General features: G+C 71.7%; 13 protein-coding genes. 8 read left to right on the top strand and 5 right to left on the bottom strand.

Translation table 11 applies throughout. From position 1 onward, the window contains the following. Positions 1-4 precede the first annotated feature (4 nt). The 4 genes from ACIQ7D_RS05665 to ACIQ7D_RS05650 all read right to left on the bottom strand — a co-directional run bounded on the left by ACIQ7D_RS05665 (position 5) and on the right by ACIQ7D_RS05650 (position 4720). Positions 5-532 carry a hypothetical protein gene (locus ACIQ7D_RS05665; protein ID WP_403933946.1) on the bottom strand — a complete coding sequence of 176 codons (528 nt, stop codon included), beginning with the start codon at positions 530-532 and terminating at the stop codon, positions 5-7. Further along, complete coding sequence (locus tag ACIQ7D_RS05660; protein ID WP_403933944.1) at positions 529-2037, bottom strand: polymorphic toxin-type HINT domain-containing protein; 1509 nt, start codon at positions 2035-2037, stop codon at positions 529-531. The genes ACIQ7D_RS05665 and ACIQ7D_RS05660 overlap by 4 nt, the downstream gene beginning before the upstream one ends. Before the next feature lie 46 nt (positions 2038-2083). After that, positions 2084-2794 carry a hypothetical protein gene (locus ACIQ7D_RS05655; protein WP_403933942.1) on the bottom strand — a complete coding sequence of 237 codons (711 nt, stop codon included), beginning with the start codon at positions 2792-2794 and terminating at the stop codon, positions 2084-2086. A gap of 162 nt (positions 2795-2956) precedes the next feature. Continuing rightward, positions 2957-4720 (bottom strand): protein kinase, encoded by a 1764-nt coding sequence (locus ACIQ7D_RS05650; RefSeq protein WP_403933941.1) that lies wholly within the window; start codon positions 4718-4720, stop codon positions 2957-2959. Between the two features lie 229 nt (positions 4721-4949). On the opposite strand from ACIQ7D_RS05650, the gene ACIQ7D_RS05645 reads away from it, so the two are divergent. From ACIQ7D_RS05645 to ACIQ7D_RS05625, 5 genes are all read left to right on the top strand, one after another. Continuing rightward, on the top strand, positions 4950-6347 hold the full coding sequence (locus ACIQ7D_RS05645; protein WP_403933939.1) for an aspartate aminotransferase family protein: 1398 nt from the start codon (positions 4950-4952) through the stop codon (positions 6345-6347). A gap of 194 nt (positions 6348-6541) precedes the next feature. Further along, positions 6542-7234, top strand: coding sequence for a GntR family transcriptional regulator (locus tag ACIQ7D_RS05640; protein ID WP_403933937.1), 693 nt, complete (start codon positions 6542-6544; stop codon positions 7232-7234). Beyond that, on the top strand, positions 7231-9942 hold the full coding sequence (locus ACIQ7D_RS05635) for a glycosyltransferase (RefSeq protein ID WP_403933935.1): 2712 nt from the start codon (positions 7231-7233) through the stop codon (positions 9940-9942). Before ACIQ7D_RS05640 ends, ACIQ7D_RS05635 begins: the two co-directional genes overlap by 4 nt. 239 nt (positions 9943-10181) lie before the next feature. Further along, positions 10182-10832 (top strand): hypothetical protein, encoded by a 651-nt coding sequence (locus tag ACIQ7D_RS05630; RefSeq protein WP_384915734.1) that lies wholly within the window; start codon positions 10182-10184, stop codon positions 10830-10832. A gap of 153 nt (positions 10833-10985) precedes the next feature. After that, on the top strand, positions 10986-11384 hold the full coding sequence (locus tag ACIQ7D_RS05625) for a DUF488 domain-containing protein (protein WP_403933933.1): 399 nt from the start codon (positions 10986-10988) through the stop codon (positions 11382-11384). A gap of 88 nt (positions 11385-11472) precedes the next feature. Here the strand turns inward: ACIQ7D_RS05625 and ACIQ7D_RS05620 are convergent, their stop codons facing one another. Beyond that, positions 11473-12297: an SLATT domain-containing protein gene (locus ACIQ7D_RS05620; protein WP_403933931.1), complete on the bottom strand. Its 825-nt coding sequence runs from the start codon at positions 12295-12297 to the stop codon at positions 11473-11475. Between the two features lie 356 nt (positions 12298-12653). Here ACIQ7D_RS05620 and ACIQ7D_RS05615 point away from each other — a divergent pair, with 356 nt between their 5' ends. From ACIQ7D_RS05615 to ACIQ7D_RS05605, 3 genes are all read left to right on the top strand, one after another. Further along, the gene (locus ACIQ7D_RS05615) at positions 12654-12989 is read left to right on the top strand and encodes a YbaB/EbfC family nucleoid-associated protein (RefSeq protein WP_403935005.1); all 336 of its coding nucleotides are present in this window, start codon (positions 12654-12656) and stop codon (positions 12987-12989) included. A gap of 71 nt (positions 12990-13060) precedes the next feature. Next, on the top strand, positions 13061-13660 hold the full coding sequence (gene recR / locus ACIQ7D_RS05610; RefSeq protein WP_384993377.1) for a recombination mediator RecR: 600 nt from the start codon (positions 13061-13063) through the stop codon (positions 13658-13660). Further along, positions 13653-14330, top strand: coding sequence for a DUF5063 domain-containing protein (locus tag ACIQ7D_RS05605; protein WP_403933929.1), 678 nt, complete (start codon positions 13653-13655; stop codon positions 14328-14330). The genes recR and ACIQ7D_RS05605 overlap by 8 nt, the downstream gene beginning before the upstream one ends.

The following is a 14330-nucleotide window of genomic DNA, read 5'->3' as shown; positions in this document are numbered from 1 at the left end:
GCCGTCATCCGTGCAGGGAGGCGGACCAGAGCGGCGAGAAGGGGGACGCCCAACTCGGCAGTCGCTGCCCGAGGTTCGAGATGTCGGAGGCGGCTTCGACGTAGTCGGGTGGGGTGTCGCCGAGACCGGGGACATCCACGACGTAGAACTCCGCGCTCTCCCCGGCGAGCCGCAGCCCTGCCCGGGGATAGAAGGACAGCGTCATCCCGAAGGAACCGGCGGCCCGCGAAGGCTCGCTCCCCACCACGTTCCACGCGGTCAGCGGTGATTGCGCGGGGCTCGCGTCCCAGGCGCACTCCCGCGCACCCCGCACCATCAGTACCGCCGCCGTCCCCACATCGAACTGCATCGCCGTGCGCAGTTCGAAGAGCAGCCCCAGCGTCGACGAGAGCGCGTGCCACCGGAGGTCGAGGAGCTGGGCTTCCTGCAACGCGTCGGTCTCGCGCAGCGGATTCGTCCCGGCCCCGGTCCCCGCCTCCGTGGCCGGCGGCACCGTGGGGGCCCACAGGAGATCGCCGAGGACCGCCGTCATGGAATGCTCAGGTGGTTGTAAGGATCTGCCTTGCTCAATGTCTGCCCTGTCGCTGGATTGACCGACTGCCCTGCTTTGTTCATGTAGACCACGTAGCCCTTGGGGTACTGGTACTTCCCCGTGGTCACAGGGTCCATGACGCGGACCTGGGTCACGCGCGGATCAAGGCCCTTGGTGCCCGGGGGAATGTCGTAGGCCATGCCCTTTCCAGAGGCTACCGGAGTTCCCTTGGCGCCCTTGGGAAGCGCGAACGTCTCCCCGTTCGGGCCGGGGACCGAACCGATGGTGCAGTCCTTGTTGTGGACCAGGGCCGAGCCGCCGCCGACACCGACGTAGTACGTGTGGACCCCGGCGATCGTGAGGTCGTGCGTGCTCCTGCGGTGGGTGGAGCGGGTGACGACGGTGACCTCCGCCGTGGTGCCGTCCGATGTACGGAGCCGGGTGCCGCGGTCGATGTCGCCCGCGTCGAGCCAGTCGCCCCGGTCCGCCGACCAGAACGGGTGCGTGTCGGTCGCCGTGATCACGGCGGGGCCCGAGGCGGTGGCGACGGTCAGCCGGGTGAAGTGTGTGTCGTCGTGCGTCGTGATCGTGCGCTCGACAGGGCGGGCGGCCGTCAGGCCCGTCTCCGGGTCCGTCGCCACGACCCTGTCGCCGACCTCGACGGTCTCGATGGGGACGCGGCCGCCGCCGGCCAGCAGGACCGGGGTGCCGGGCGGGAAGCTGTGGGACACCGCGCAGGTGACCGGCTTCTTCTTGCGCTGGGGCAGCCTGCCCTTCAGGTCCGCCAGCTTGGCCTTGAGCCGGTCGGCCTTCTTCTTGGCCTTCCACATGCCCTTGGTGCCGGAGTACAGGTCCTTGCCGTGTCCGACGATGTCCTTGCCGAGCTTGGCGGCCTTCTTCCACTTGGAGGGGCTCAGCCCGTACTTCTTCACGATCTTGGCGGGGATGCCGCCGATGAACTGCATCGCCACGGTGAGGGCTGTCTCGCCGCACGCGGCCAGGTCGCCTTCCTGGAAGCACTTCAGGGCGTCCGTGATGCCCAGCTCGTCCGCCGCGATCTGCCCGAGCGCGGCGGCGGCGTCCAGCAGGACCTTCTTGGCCCGGGCGTATTCCGCGTTCGCGTCGTCCAACTCGCGCTGGGCCGCCTCGTAGTCCAGCTCCGCCTGGGTCTTGGGCGCGTCGGCGGCGAGTTCGACGGGGTCGCCGGGGTCGCCACCACCGCCCGTGGTGCCACCCGTCGTGGTGGCCGCGGCCGGATCGTCGCCCGTTCCGCCCGTTCCGCCCGTTCCGCCCGTCCCGCACTCCGCGCCGCCGCCGATCGAGCAGACCTGCGCGCCGATCTTCTCCGTCAGCCCCGTGCCGATGCCGGTGGCCAGGAGAGCGCCGACGATCGCCACGACGACCAGTACCAGGCCCAGATACTCCGGTCCGGACTGGCCGCCGTCACCCCGGCCGGTGGTCCGGACGGCCCACCGGAACCGCCTCTGCTCCCTGCGTGTCGGCATGACGTGCCCTCTTCCCCCGTTGAGCGACGATGCGTCGAGCGATTCGTTACGTGAGCCTGGCCAACTGCGCCGCTGTCACCGCGGGCGCGATGTCCACGCTCGCCGGGTCGAACGGATTCATCGCGTAGAAGAGCGCCATCGTGTCCCCCGCGCGTACCAGCGCGTACTTCAGCGGGATCTTCTCCCCGTCGAGCGAACCGGTCAGTTCGAAGGCCAGCGACTCGTCCAGCCCCACCGGACCGTCCTCCGCCTCGACCCCCGAGTAGACGTCCGCTCCGTCCTCGCCGTCCGCCGCGGTCGTCGTGAAGCCGCCACCGCAGGCGGACACGGCCTTGCCGAGATCGGCCAGGGCCCGGGCGGCTCCGCCTCGCGGATAGGAGGAGAGACCCACCAGCACGCCCGACGCAGTCATGTCTTCCGGCTCCGAGGCCGCGACCAACTGCCGGTAGACGGTGTCCGAAGGAGAGCCCGCGGCCACGGTTCCCACCAGGTCCGCGATCGGCTGGCAGGCCGCCTTCGACGCCGTTACGGCATCGGTGGCGCGCACCTGCGCCGCGGTCGCCCCGGTCACCTCGAATCCCTTGACCTCGGCGACGATCAGCTTCTCCAGGCTGTCCTCACCGGCGGCGGGTGACCCGGCGGACGCCTCCTTGCCGTCAGTGTTCTTCGTCTCCCCGCAGGCCGCCGCGGAGCCCAGCATCAGGACGACGGCAACGGCACCCAGCGCACGCCGGGCCCGGGCAGAGGTGAGGAGCATGAGATGGGCCTCCCGGGCTCCGGTGACACTCCGTGCGCGGTCGCGTACGGAACTGCCGAGGCTACCGCCGGCCCACGGGCCGGTATTGGGCCCGGGGACCCAACTCCGGGCCCAGAAACCGGGACACAGGGGTACGGTTCCGTACCCGCCGGGCGGGTTCGGTCAGCCCGCCTTCGTGTACGTGAGGGCCTCACCGGCCGTCGTCACGCGGCGCAGGCTCCCGTCGGGGAGGATCGTCAACTCGGTGGCGGGGCCAGGAGAGCAGGAGGTCATCGGCTCCGCGGCGGTCACCTCCGACGGCCCGATCCGCAGTGGGCCGCCGTTCGGGGCGGGGGCGGTCAGCGGGGCTTCGAAGACGCAGTGGTATCCGCCGGAGCCGTCTTTCGGGCCGTCCGCCGTCAGGGTCAGGACGGTGTCGCCGGTCTCACCCTGCCGGATGACCAGCGTCCGCGTGCTGCGCCCCGAGCCGCCGTCCACGGCGGCGTTCCAGGTGCCGAGATACGAGGCAGGGACGTCGCCGGGGCCGGGCGCCGGGTCGGAGCCCGAGGGCTGCGGGCCGGTACCCGAGGGGTTCCCGGACGGATCCGGGGACGCGTCGCCCGCCGCGTCGTCCGTGCGCGGCCCGCCGCCGTGCATGACGGCGTACACCGAGCCGCCCGCTCCGATGGCGACGACCACCGCGACGGCGATCAGGGCCACCGTGCCGCGGACGCTGCGCGCCGCCGGTTGTGGCGCCGGTGGCGGGGCCGGGGTGTACGGGGGAGTGGGGCCGAAGGGCGTGACCGGGCCGCCGTACCCCGGCTGCGGATAGCCGTAGCCGGGGTACGGCGGGGAGTGCGGTGGCAGCGTGGATGAGGGCGCGGGCGCGGGTGTGGGTGCGGGTGTGGGTGTGGGTGGTGTCGGGTCGTTCACCACCCGCGTTCCGTACGGGCCCGGGGACCCCGCTGCCGAAGGGCCGGTGCCGGTGCCTGTGCCGGGCGCCGCCTCCGGCGGCCGTACCGTCCCCGTCGGGTCCTCGTGCTCCAGCAACCGCACCGCGTGCTGCCCCAGTTGCGCCAGCAGCCCGCCCGGCAGCCACGGTTCCCCGCCGGGGCCCGCCCCCGAGTCCTCCGCCTCGCCCACCCGGGCCAGGATGTCCCGCGTGGTCGGCCGCTGCGCCGGATCCTTGCGCAGACAGTCGCGTACCAGCTCCAGCAGGCCCTCGGGCAGCCCCGACAGGTCCGGTTCCTCCTGCGCGATACGGAACATCAGGGCATGCACCCCGGTGCCGGTACCGCCGAACGGCAGCCGTCCCGTCGTCGCGTACGCCAGGACCGAGCCGAGGCAGAAGACGTCGCACGCCGCCGTCACCCGGTCCCCGCGCACCTGCTCGGGCGCCATGAAGCAGGGCGAGCCCACCAGCGCGCCGGTACGGGTCAGGCTCTCGTCCCCCACGCTCTCCAGCGCGCGGGCTATCCCGAAGTCGATGACGCGCGGGCCCTCGATCGTCACCAGCACGTTGGACGGCTTGAGGTCACGGTGGATCAGTCCCGCCGCGTGGATGTCCTGGAGCGCGTGGGCGAGGCCGGACGCGAGGATACGGACGGAACGCTCCGGCAGCGGTCCGTGCCGCCCCGACACCACCGTCTGGAGCGAGGGCCCCGCGACATAGCCCGTGGCCAGCCACGGCACGTCCGCCTCCGTGTCGGCGTCGAGGACCGGCGCCGTCCATATCCCGCCGACGCGCCGCGCCGCCGCCACCTCCTGCCGGAACCGGCCGCGGAACTGCTCCTGCTCGGCCAGCTCGGGCCGGACGAGCTTGACCGCGACCGTGCGGCCCCGGTCGGAACGCGCCAGATAGACCTGGCCCATCCCGCCCGCGCCGAGGCGGGCCAGCAGCCGGTAGGCACCGATGTGCGTGGGATCTCCTGCTACCAGTCCGTCCATGGCCGCGCGGCCCCTCCCGTACGCTGTACGTCGTACCCCGTTGACACCCCATTGTGGTGTCGCGCCCGGATCATCTCCTACCGAGGGGGAGCGGATCGAGGGGAGCACACCGATCGGCGGACGTCCGGTGCGGCCGGGGGAGCGGACCCGACAGAGTGCCGACCGGCGCCGCCCGGCCCATACATACTGGCCATATCCGCCCCATCCCGGACCTCCCTACGCTGGTCCCATGACCGCACACGCCGCCCCGCACCCCACCCCGTACGAAGACCCGCACGCCGCCGCCCCGCACATCGGTGCCGCGGTGAAGGCCGCCGACCGCGCGCACGTGTTCCACTCCTGGTCCGCGCAGGACCTGATCGATCCGCTCGCCGTCGCCGGCGCCGAGGGCTCCTACTTCTGGGACTACGACGGCAACCGCTACCTCGACTTCACCAGCGGTCTCGTCTTCACCAACATCGGCTACCAGCACCCCACCGTCGTCGCCGCGATCCAGGAACAGGCCGGCCGCCTCACCACCTTCGCGCCCGCCTTCGCCGTGGACGTGCGCTCCGAGGCCGCGCGGCTCATCGCCGAACGCACCCCTGGCGACCTCGACAAGATCTTCTTCACCAACGGTGGCGCCGAGGCCGTCGAGAACGCCATCCGGATGGCCCGCCTCCACACCGGCCGCCCCAAGGTGCTCTCCGCGTACCGCTCCTACCACGGATCCACCTCCACGGCGATCAACCTGACCGGCGACCCGCGCCGCTGGGCCTCCGACAGCGGCACCGCCGGCGTCGTCCACTTCCACGGTCCCTTCCTCTACCGCTCCGCCTTCTACTCCTCCGACGAGGCCGAGGAGTGCGCCCGCGCGCTGGAGCACCTGGAGGCGACCATCGCCTTCGAGGGCCCGGCGACGATCGCCGCGATCATCCTGGAGACGATCCCGGGCACGGCGGGCGTCATGACGCCGCCGCCCGGCTATCTCGCGGGCGTACGGGAGATCTGCGACCGGCACGGGATCGTGTTCGTGCTGGACGAGGTGATGGCGGGATTCGGCCGTACGGGAAAGTGGTTCGCCGCCGAGCACCACGACGTCGTCCCCGATCTGCTGACCTTCGCCAAGGGCGTCAACTCGGGGTACGTACCGCTCGGCGGCGTCGCCATCTCCGCCGCCGTCGCCGAGACCTTCGCCACCCGCCCCTACCCGGGCGGACTCACCTACTCCGGCCACCCGCTGGCCTGCGCCGCCGCCGTCGCGACGATCCAGGTGATGGCGGAGGAGAGGATCGTGGAGCACGCGGCGCACATCGGCGAGACGATCCTCGGCCCCGGCCTGCGCGAACTGGCGGCGCGTCACCCCTCGGTGGGCGAGGTGCGGGGTACGGGGGTCTTCTGGGCGCTCGATCTCGTACGGGACCGGGAGACGCGCGAGCCGCTGGTGCCGTACAACGCGTCGGGCGCGGCGAACGCGCCGATGGCCGCCTTCGCCGCGGCGTGCAAGAAGGGCGGCCTGTGGCCCTTCGTGAACATGAACCGTACGCACGCGGTGCCGCCCTGCAATGTCTCCGAGGCAGAGGCGAAGGAGGGGCTGGCCATTCTGGACGCGGCGCTGTCCGTGGCGGACGAGCACACGGCGGCGTAGCGCGGGACCTGCGGGTTGTACGGGACCCGCGCGCTCGTGGGCTCGTGGGCTCGCGGAGTCGCGGAGTCGCGGAATCCGGACAGGGGCCGGGGCCGAATCCGGCCGCGGGCCTGGTCAGGCCCGCCCCCGCGACGCCGCCCCCCGATTGCCGGTCGGTCTAAGGTGTCGGAAGCCGGATGAGGGGACGGAAAACCATGCCCGCCAGCGGAGCTGTCACCCGCAATACTTTGCGGCAGCAGATCGCGGACGCGCTGCGTGACGAGGTGCTTGCGGGCCGTTTACTGCCGGGGCAGGAATTCACGGTCAAGCAGATCGCCGAGCAGTACGGGGTCTCGGCGACGCCCGTCAGGGAGGCGCTGGTCGACCTCTCGGCGCAGGATCTGCTCGACTCCGACCAGCACCGGGGCTTCCGGGTCCACCAGTTCTCCGTGACGGACTTCCGGGGCATGGCCGAAGCGCGCGCCCTGGTCGTCGACGCAGTCTTCCGCGACTTGGGCGGTGAACAGCTCGCCGTCAGGGCGCAGGGCACCGCGCTGGTCTCCGTACGGCGCCGGGCCGAGGAGGCGGCGCGCGCGGCCAGGGCCGGGGAGCTGAACATCCTCATCGGCTACGACCTGCGGTTCTGGCGCGAGCTGGGCACCCTGGTCGCCAACCGTTACGTCGCGGAGTTCCTGCACCGGCTGCGCGTGCAGGCGTGGGTGTTCTCCGTACCGTTCCTGCGGGCGGAAGGCGGGGCGACAGCCTGTGCCACCTGGCTCTGGAACGGCTACGAGCCGCTGGTCGACGCACTGACCCTCGGCGACGCGGCGGCCGTACGGACCGTCATCGGTGACTACGACGACCACTCCCTGAGGTGGGCGGACCGCTTGGAGCGCCCGCGGACATGACGACGGAAGAGACCCACGGCGCGGACACGGGCGCCGGTACGGATCCGACGGATACGGATACCAGCGCGGGTGCGGAGGTGGCTGCGCACATCGGCGGCCTCGTCGACCTGACCGTCGTCGTGCCCGCGTACAACGAGGAACGCCGGCTGCGCCCCACCCTCGACGCCATCCGCGACCATCTGCGCGCGGACCCCGACCGCTGGGGCGAGTGGGAGCTGATCGTCGTCGACGACGGCTCCACCGACCGTACGGCCGAGGTCGCCGCCGAGGCCGCCGCCGGTGAGCCGCGCATCCAGCTCGTCAGGAGCGACGGCAACCACGGCAAGGGGCACGCCCTGCGGCAGGGTGTGCTCGCCTCGTACGGCCGGCGCGTCCTGGTGACCGACGCGGACCTCGCCACCCCGATCGACGAACTCGACCGGCTCGACGAGCGGCTCTCGGCGGACGGCGGCGGTGGCGTGGCGATCGGCTCGCGCGCCCATCCCGACGCGCGGATAGAGGTACGGCAGCTCGCGGTGCGCGAGTGGCTGGGACGGCTCGGCAACCGGCTGATACAGCGCGTCGCGGTCGACGGCATCAGCGACACCCAGTGCGGCTTCAAGCTCTTCGACGGCGAGCGGGCACGGGCCGCGTTCGCCGACTCGCGGCTGGACGGCTGGGGCATAGACGTCGAGATACTGCGCTTCTTCCGGCGCTCCGGATGGCCGGTGACGGAGGTGCCGGTGCGCTGGTCGCACCAGCCGGGCTCGAAGGTACGGCCACTGGACTACGGCAGGGTGCTGCTGGAGCTGGCCCGGCTGCGGGTCTCCCGCGGCGGGCCGTCCCGGGAGGGCGGCGAACAGGGCGGTAGCCAGGGCGGCATCCAGGGGGCGGTGCGCCGCTGGGGGCGCCGGCACCGTACGGACCTGGCCGTCGCCGGAGTCTTCGTCCTCGCCTCCTTCTTCCTCTACAAGGGGCTGTGGGCGGACCTCGACCGTGCCTACCTCGCGGACGCGGGGTCGGACCAGAACCAGTGGGAGTGGTTCTTCGCGGTCACCGCGGACAACGTCACGCATCTGCGCAATCCGCTCTTCACCACGATCCAGAACTTCCCCGACGGCGTGAACCTGATGGCGAACACCGTCATGCTCGGGCTCTCCATCCCGCTCACGCCCGTCACCCTCGCGTTCGGCCCGGTCGTCACCTGGGCGCTCGTCCTGACGCTCGGGCTGGCCGCCACTGCGTTCACCTGGTACTGGCTCTTCGCGCGCCGGCTGACCGCGAACCGCCGGGCGGCGGCGCTCGGCGGGGCGCTGGCGGCCTTCGGGCCGCCGATGATCTCGCACGCCAACGCGCACCCGAACTTTCTCGTGCTGTTCATGATTCCGGTGATCATCGACCGGGCGCTGCGCCTGTGCGAACCGGCCGGGAAGGACAGGAGCGGAAAGGAAGGGGCCGGGAAGGACGGCAAACCGAGGACCGTGCGGGACGGGGTCCTGCTGGGCCTCTTCGCGACGTACCAGATCTTCCTGGGCGAGGAACCGCTGCTGCTCGCCGTGATGGGCACGCTGCTCTTCGCGCTCTCGTACGCCGTCGTACGCCGCGATGTCGCGCGGGCGGCGCTGCGCCCCCTGCTGCGCGGGGTCGGGGTGGCGCTGCTGGTCTGTCTGCCGCTGGTGGCGTTCCCGCTGTACTGGCAGTTCCTCGGCCCGCAGAGCTACCACAGCGTGCTGCACGGTGACAGCGCGGGGAACAGCCCGCTCTCCTTCCTGGAGTTCTCCGGGCGGGCGCTCCTCGGCGACGAGGCGACGGCCGACGCCCTGGCGATGAACCGCACCGAGCAGAACGCCTTCTACGGCTGGCCGCTGATCTCCCTCGCGCTGGGGATCGTGGTGTGGCTGTGGCGGCTCGCGGTGGTCAGGGCGCTGGCGTTCACGGCGGTGGCGGCGGCGCTGCTGTCGCTGGGGCAGCGGATCCGTCTCCCCTACACCGAGGTGGTGCTGCCGGGCCCGTGGCGGGCGCTGGCGCACCAGCCGCTCTTCGAGTCGGTCATCGAGTCGCGGGTGGCGATGATCTGCGCGCCGGCGCTGGGCGCGCTGGTGGCGCTCGCGGTGGCGAGCCTGGTGGACGCCCGCGACGTACGGGCCGCGAGCGCGGTACGGGACGCGGAAGGCGCACCGGCCGCGTGGCGGGAGCGGGTTCCGCGCCGGCACCGCCTCATCGGCTTGGGGGTGGTGGCGGTGGCCCTGCTGCCGATCGTGCCGACGCCCCTGCCGGTACGGGAGCGGCCCGAGGTGCCGCGGTTCTTCACCGAGAAGATGTACCGCGCGTATGTCACCGAGGGCGAGTCCGTGGTCCCCGTACCGCTGCCCGACCCGGGCAGTGCCGAGGCGCTGCACTGGCAGTCCTCGACGAAGTTCGGATTCTCCGTGCCGGGGGGCTACTTCAACGGGCCCTGGGGCGAGAACCGTATGGGCATCTACGGTGCGCCCGCCCGCTACACCTCCTCCATGCTGCGTGATGTCCGCTACAGCGGCCAGGCCCCGGCGATCGACGACCGGTGGCGCGCGCAGGCCCGCTTCGACCTGGACTTCTGGAAGGGCGGCGTGGTGGTGCTGGTGCCGCAGCCCAACGACGCGGCGCTCTACGAGACGCTGGAGAAGCTGTTCCAGCGGCCGGGGAAGCGGACCGGCGGGGTCTGGATCTGGGACCTTCCGGCCAGAAGGTGACCGGCTCCGGTTCCTGGGTATCGATCGATAGCGGACGATCGTTGCCGGACGATCGAAACCGGGTGATCGGTGCCGGGTGATCGGTGCCCGACGCCCGGTGCCGGATGGGTGATCGATGCCGGATGATGGGGACGCGATGATGCGGGGCCGACGGGCCCCTTCGCCCCACGTGCCTGCCGCATTACGCTGTCCCGACCATCGCGCGCACGCGTACGAACCCGTTGGAGAGCGAGCCTCCCTTGGCCTGTGACCTGTGGTTGGTCCCCCTCGTCGATGTGCTGTGCCACAGCCCCGACAACCCCTTCGCCGAAGAGATCGCCGTCTACGACAAGGCGCTCGGCGAGGCCGGGCTGCCGTCCGTCCCCGTCTTCGCCTACATGCCGGGCCTCGCGGGCGATGTCGCCCCGGTCGCCGGCTTCGACTACGACGCGCTGCACTTCCTGCGGCGCGTGTATCTGCTTCAGCTCTGCGGCCTTGCGGTGACGCCGGTCGGCGAACTGGGCGGTGACTACGAGCAGTTGCTGGAGATGTTCGAGTCGACGGCTCAGCAGTCGCATCTCGTCTGGCACTACGACCACGCGGGCGCGTACGTCCCCGTGGACTTCGACCTCCCTCTCTCGAACGAGGAACTCCTCGCGGGCGGCGGCCCGTTGGGCTCGACGCAGGGTCTGCTGCGCGAGCTGGAGATCGTCGGCCCGGCGATCGGTATCGACCCGGCCAACCCCCCGTCGGCCCCGACCCCGCCGGACCGCCCCACGTCGCTGGAGGAACCGGCGGCCTCGATCCCCTACGACGACAGCCCGTTCGCCCGGGAGCGCCATGTGTGGCTGGGGCTGCACGCGGCGGCCACCAGGAGCCTGGGACAAGGTTCCATGATCATCTTTAGCTGACCGGCCGGCGGACCGACGGGCGGACCGGCGGACCGACGGATCGGATTCAGGGGCCGGCGAGCCGGCCGGCCCCTGAACCGTCGGCCTTGGCGAGTTCTCGACACACGGCGGCCAGAAGGCGCACGAGCGCCCGCGCGGGGGCATGCTCACCAGATGGAGCGCAAAGAAAAAGGCACGTCGGCCGCGGCCGACGCGACGGTCCAGGTCAAGCGGGTGTACGAGGAGTGGGCCCCCGAGGACGGCACCCGCGTGCTGGTGGACCGGCTCTGGCCGCGCGGCCTCAGCAAGGAGGACGCACGGCTCGACGAATGGGCCAAGTCGGCCACCCCGTCGCCCGAGCTGCGGGCCTGGTACCACGAGCGGATGGACGAGCGGTACGAGGAGTTCTGCGACCGTTACGAGGCCGAACTGGCCGAGCCCGAGCCCGCGCAGGCCCTGCGGCGCCTGCGGGAGCTGGCCCGCTCCGGCTCCCCGCTCACCCTCCTGACGGCGGCGAAGCACCTGGGCCGTACGCACGCGGACCTGCTGGCCCGCCTGGTGGCGGCCCCGTAACCCCGCAGCGCCCCCGTGACCCGGGGCCCCGTGACCCGGTGGGGCGGGAGCCGTGCTCCGAGGCCCGGTAGGACGGGAGCCGCCCGCCCTACCGGGCCTCCGGCGGGCGCTGCCTGGGCATGTTAGGGCGGGCGCCCGGCGGCAGCGGGAAGCGGCCCAGCGGCGGGACGGGGCCCTCGCCGCGGGCTCCGCCCATCGGCATCGACTGCATCACCAGCGGCGCGGGACCCGAGCGGAACTCGACCATCCAGTCCGCGGTCTCCGCCCGTACCAGCTCCGTCACGTCCTCCGTGAACCGCCGCAGCACCCCGAGGCACCGCTCCGCGGCCTCGCTCGCCGTGCCCTCGGTCGGGCCCAGCACCTCCCGTACGCACTCCGAGGCCCAGTCGAACTGGAGGGTCTGGAGTCTGCGCTGCACCGCCTGCGCCGTGGCCACCGCCCGCATCCACCCGGACGTCAGCCCGAAGTACCGGTCGCACCCCACGCACGCCGCGCCCAGCAGCAGCGAGAAGTACCCCCAGCCCGCCGCCCCCGCCAGCGCCCCCGTCAGATCCACCAGCGGCAGCGTCGCGCCCGCCGTCACCCCGAGCGCGGTGGCGGCGCGCAGGACGCGGGCGAAGCGGCGCTTGCGCACCCGGTCGGCGAGATACCAGTCGACCGTGCGCAGCGCGCCCGTCTCGACCCAGCGGTACAGCTCGTCGAGACGTTCGGCCGGCTCGCCCCAGTCACCCTGCGGAAAGGGCCCGCTGGTCAGGTCACCGTACGGTGCGCCGCCGGTGTCGCCGTCACCGAGGGAGTCCGCGGGGCCGGGACCCGTACCCCCGCCCACGGCCGCGCCCGTACTCGCGTCCACGCCGGGTGAGGCGCCCTCCTCCCGGGCGGGGCCTCCGGGCTGCATCTCCGGCTGGCTCACCGAGGCACTCCTCTACGGTCTGCTGTGGCACTGAGTGACGTGCACCATCCACAGCGACGGACCGCACTCGTACCGCCTCGAACGCGCGTGCGAGACGAAGGTGAGACGAATACGAGCCGAATACGAGATGAACGGGATGATCCACGCATGATGATGTGCTCGCAATTCCTACCGCCAAATGGTGGGCCGCGCGGCCGAAATCCCGGCTTTTTCACCCCCGTCAGGGGTGTGAACAGGTAGAGGAGCCGTCGGGCACTCACCCGAAAGAGTTGGTCCCGGCGGGGTGGGGCGCGGTACGCGGGGAACACGTAGGCTCGCCTTACAGGTACATCGTCGTCGAAATGCCAGGAGTGACCGTGATTCCCGGTGGTGGTCAGCCCAACATGCAAGAGCTGCTCCAGCAGGCCCAGAAGATGCAGCAGGACCTCGCGCGTGCGCAGGAGGAGCTGGCGGACGCCCTGGTCGACGGCCAGGCGGGCGGAGGCCTCGTGAAGGCCACCGTCAACGGCTCCGGTGAGCTGCGCGGCCTCGTCATCGACCCGAAGGCCGTGGACCCCGAGGACACCGAGACACTGGCGGACCTGGTCGTCGCGGCCGTCCACGCGGCGAACGAGAACGCGCAGCAGCTCCAGCAGGAGAAGCTGGGCCCGCTGGCCCAGGGCCTCGGCGGTATGCCGGGCATGCCCTTCTAAGACTCGCCGGTACCAACTAGCGTACGTACACACGTGGACACGTACGCGTTCGTGGCAGGAAAGGCAATCCGTTGTACGAAGGCGTGGTTCAGGAGCTCATCGACGAACTGGGCAGGCTGCCGGGCGTCGGTCCCAAGAGCGCGCAGCGGATCGCCTTCCATGTCCTCCAGGCCGAACCGACCGATGTCCGCCGCCTCGCGCACGCGCTCCTGGAGGTCAAGGACAAGGTGCGGTTCTGCGCGGTCTGCGGCAACGTCGCCCAGGAGGAGCACTGCGGGATCTGCCGCGACGTCCGCCGCGACCTGACGGTGATCTGCGTGGTGGAGGAGCCCAAGGACGTCGTCGCGATCGAGCGCACCCGGGAGTTCCGCGGGAAGTACCACGTGCTCGGCGGCGCGATCAGCCCCATCGAGGGCGTCGGCCCCGACGACCTGCGCATCCGTGAACTGCTGACCCGCCTAGCCGACGGTACGGTCACCGAGCTGATCCTGGCGACCGACCCCAACCTGGAGGGTGAGGCCACGGCCACGTACCTCGCCCGCATGATCAAGCCGATGGGCCTCAGGGTCACACGTCTGGCCAGCGGTCTGCCCGTCGGGGGCGACCTGGAATATGCCGACGAGGTCACGCTCGGGCGTGCCTTCGAGGGGAGACGACTTCTCGATGTCTGACGCAACGCTGCACGCCGTCGACCAGGATCCGGACGACTTCGCGGTCCAGATCGCCGACCAGATCGAGAGCTTCATCGTCGCCGTCACGGAAGTGGCGAAGGGCGATGAGCCGGACAGCGCCGTACCCTTCCTGCTGCTGGAGTTCTCGCAGCTCATGCTGGCCGGCGGCCGGCTGGGCGCGCACGAGGACATCCTTCCCGACGAACGGTACGAACCGGACCTGGGCCCCGAGCCGGACGTCGACGACCTGCGCGAGCGCTTCGCGGTGATCCTGGAGCCGATCGACGTCTACTCCGAGGTCTTCGACCCGTACGAGCCCCGCAAGGCGCCGGTGGCGCACCGTATCTCCGACGACATCGCCGACGTGGTCACGGACCTGCGCCACGGGCTGGCCCATTACCGCGCGGGGCGCACGACCGAGGCGCTCTGGTGGTGGCAGTTCTCGTACTTCTCCAACTGGGGCTCCACCGCCTCGGCCGCCCTGCGGGCCCTCCAGTCCCTGGTCGCCCACGTCCGGCTGGACCAGCCCCTCCCGGCCCTGGACGGCCTCGACACGGACCAGGAGCTCACGGAAGCCGCGGAGGAAGCCCTCGCGGAGGAGGCGGGCCGCGTCATGGCCGAGGAGATCGCGGGCCCGCTGGGACTCCGTACGGTGCGGACGGCCAGGTGA

Source organism: Streptomyces sp. NPDC096310 (genome assembly GCF_044763125.1).
Taxonomy (GTDB): domain Bacteria; phylum Actinomycetota; class Actinomycetes; order Streptomycetales; family Streptomycetaceae; genus Streptomyces.
Note: the sequence above shows the minus strand (reverse complement) of the source record. Positions and strands in the feature narration are given on the sequence as shown.

Excerpts from the sequence above, each read along its gene's own strand:
- ACIQ7D_RS05665 (WP_403933946.1), bottom strand. The coding sequence starts at position 532 with ATGACGGCGGTCCTCGGCGATCTCCTGTGGGCCCCCACGGTGCCGCCG.
- ACIQ7D_RS05660 (WP_403933944.1), bottom strand. The coding sequence starts at position 2,037 with ATGCCGACACGCAGGGAGCAGAGGCGGTTCCGGTGGGCCGTCCGGACC.
- ACIQ7D_RS05655 (WP_403933942.1), bottom strand. The coding sequence starts at position 2,794 with ATGCTCCTCACCTCTGCCCGGGCCCGGCGTGCGCTGGGTGCCGTTGCC.
- ACIQ7D_RS05650 (WP_403933941.1), bottom strand. The coding sequence starts at position 4,720 with ATGGACGGACTGGTAGCAGGAGATCCCACGCACATCGGTGCCTACCGG.
- ACIQ7D_RS05645 (WP_403933939.1), top strand. The coding sequence starts at position 4,950 with ATGACCGCACACGCCGCCCCGCACCCCACCCCGTACGAAGACCCGCAC.
- ACIQ7D_RS05640 (WP_403933937.1), top strand. The coding sequence starts at position 6,542 with ATGCCCGCCAGCGGAGCTGTCACCCGCAATACTTTGCGGCAGCAGATC.
- ACIQ7D_RS05635 (WP_403933935.1), top strand. The coding sequence starts at position 7,231 with ATGACGACGGAAGAGACCCACGGCGCGGACACGGGCGCCGGTACGGAT.
- ACIQ7D_RS05625 (WP_403933933.1), top strand. The coding sequence starts at position 10,986 with ATGGAGCGCAAAGAAAAAGGCACGTCGGCCGCGGCCGACGCGACGGTC.
- ACIQ7D_RS05605 (WP_403933929.1), top strand. The coding sequence starts at position 13,653 with ATGTCTGACGCAACGCTGCACGCCGTCGACCAGGATCCGGACGACTTC.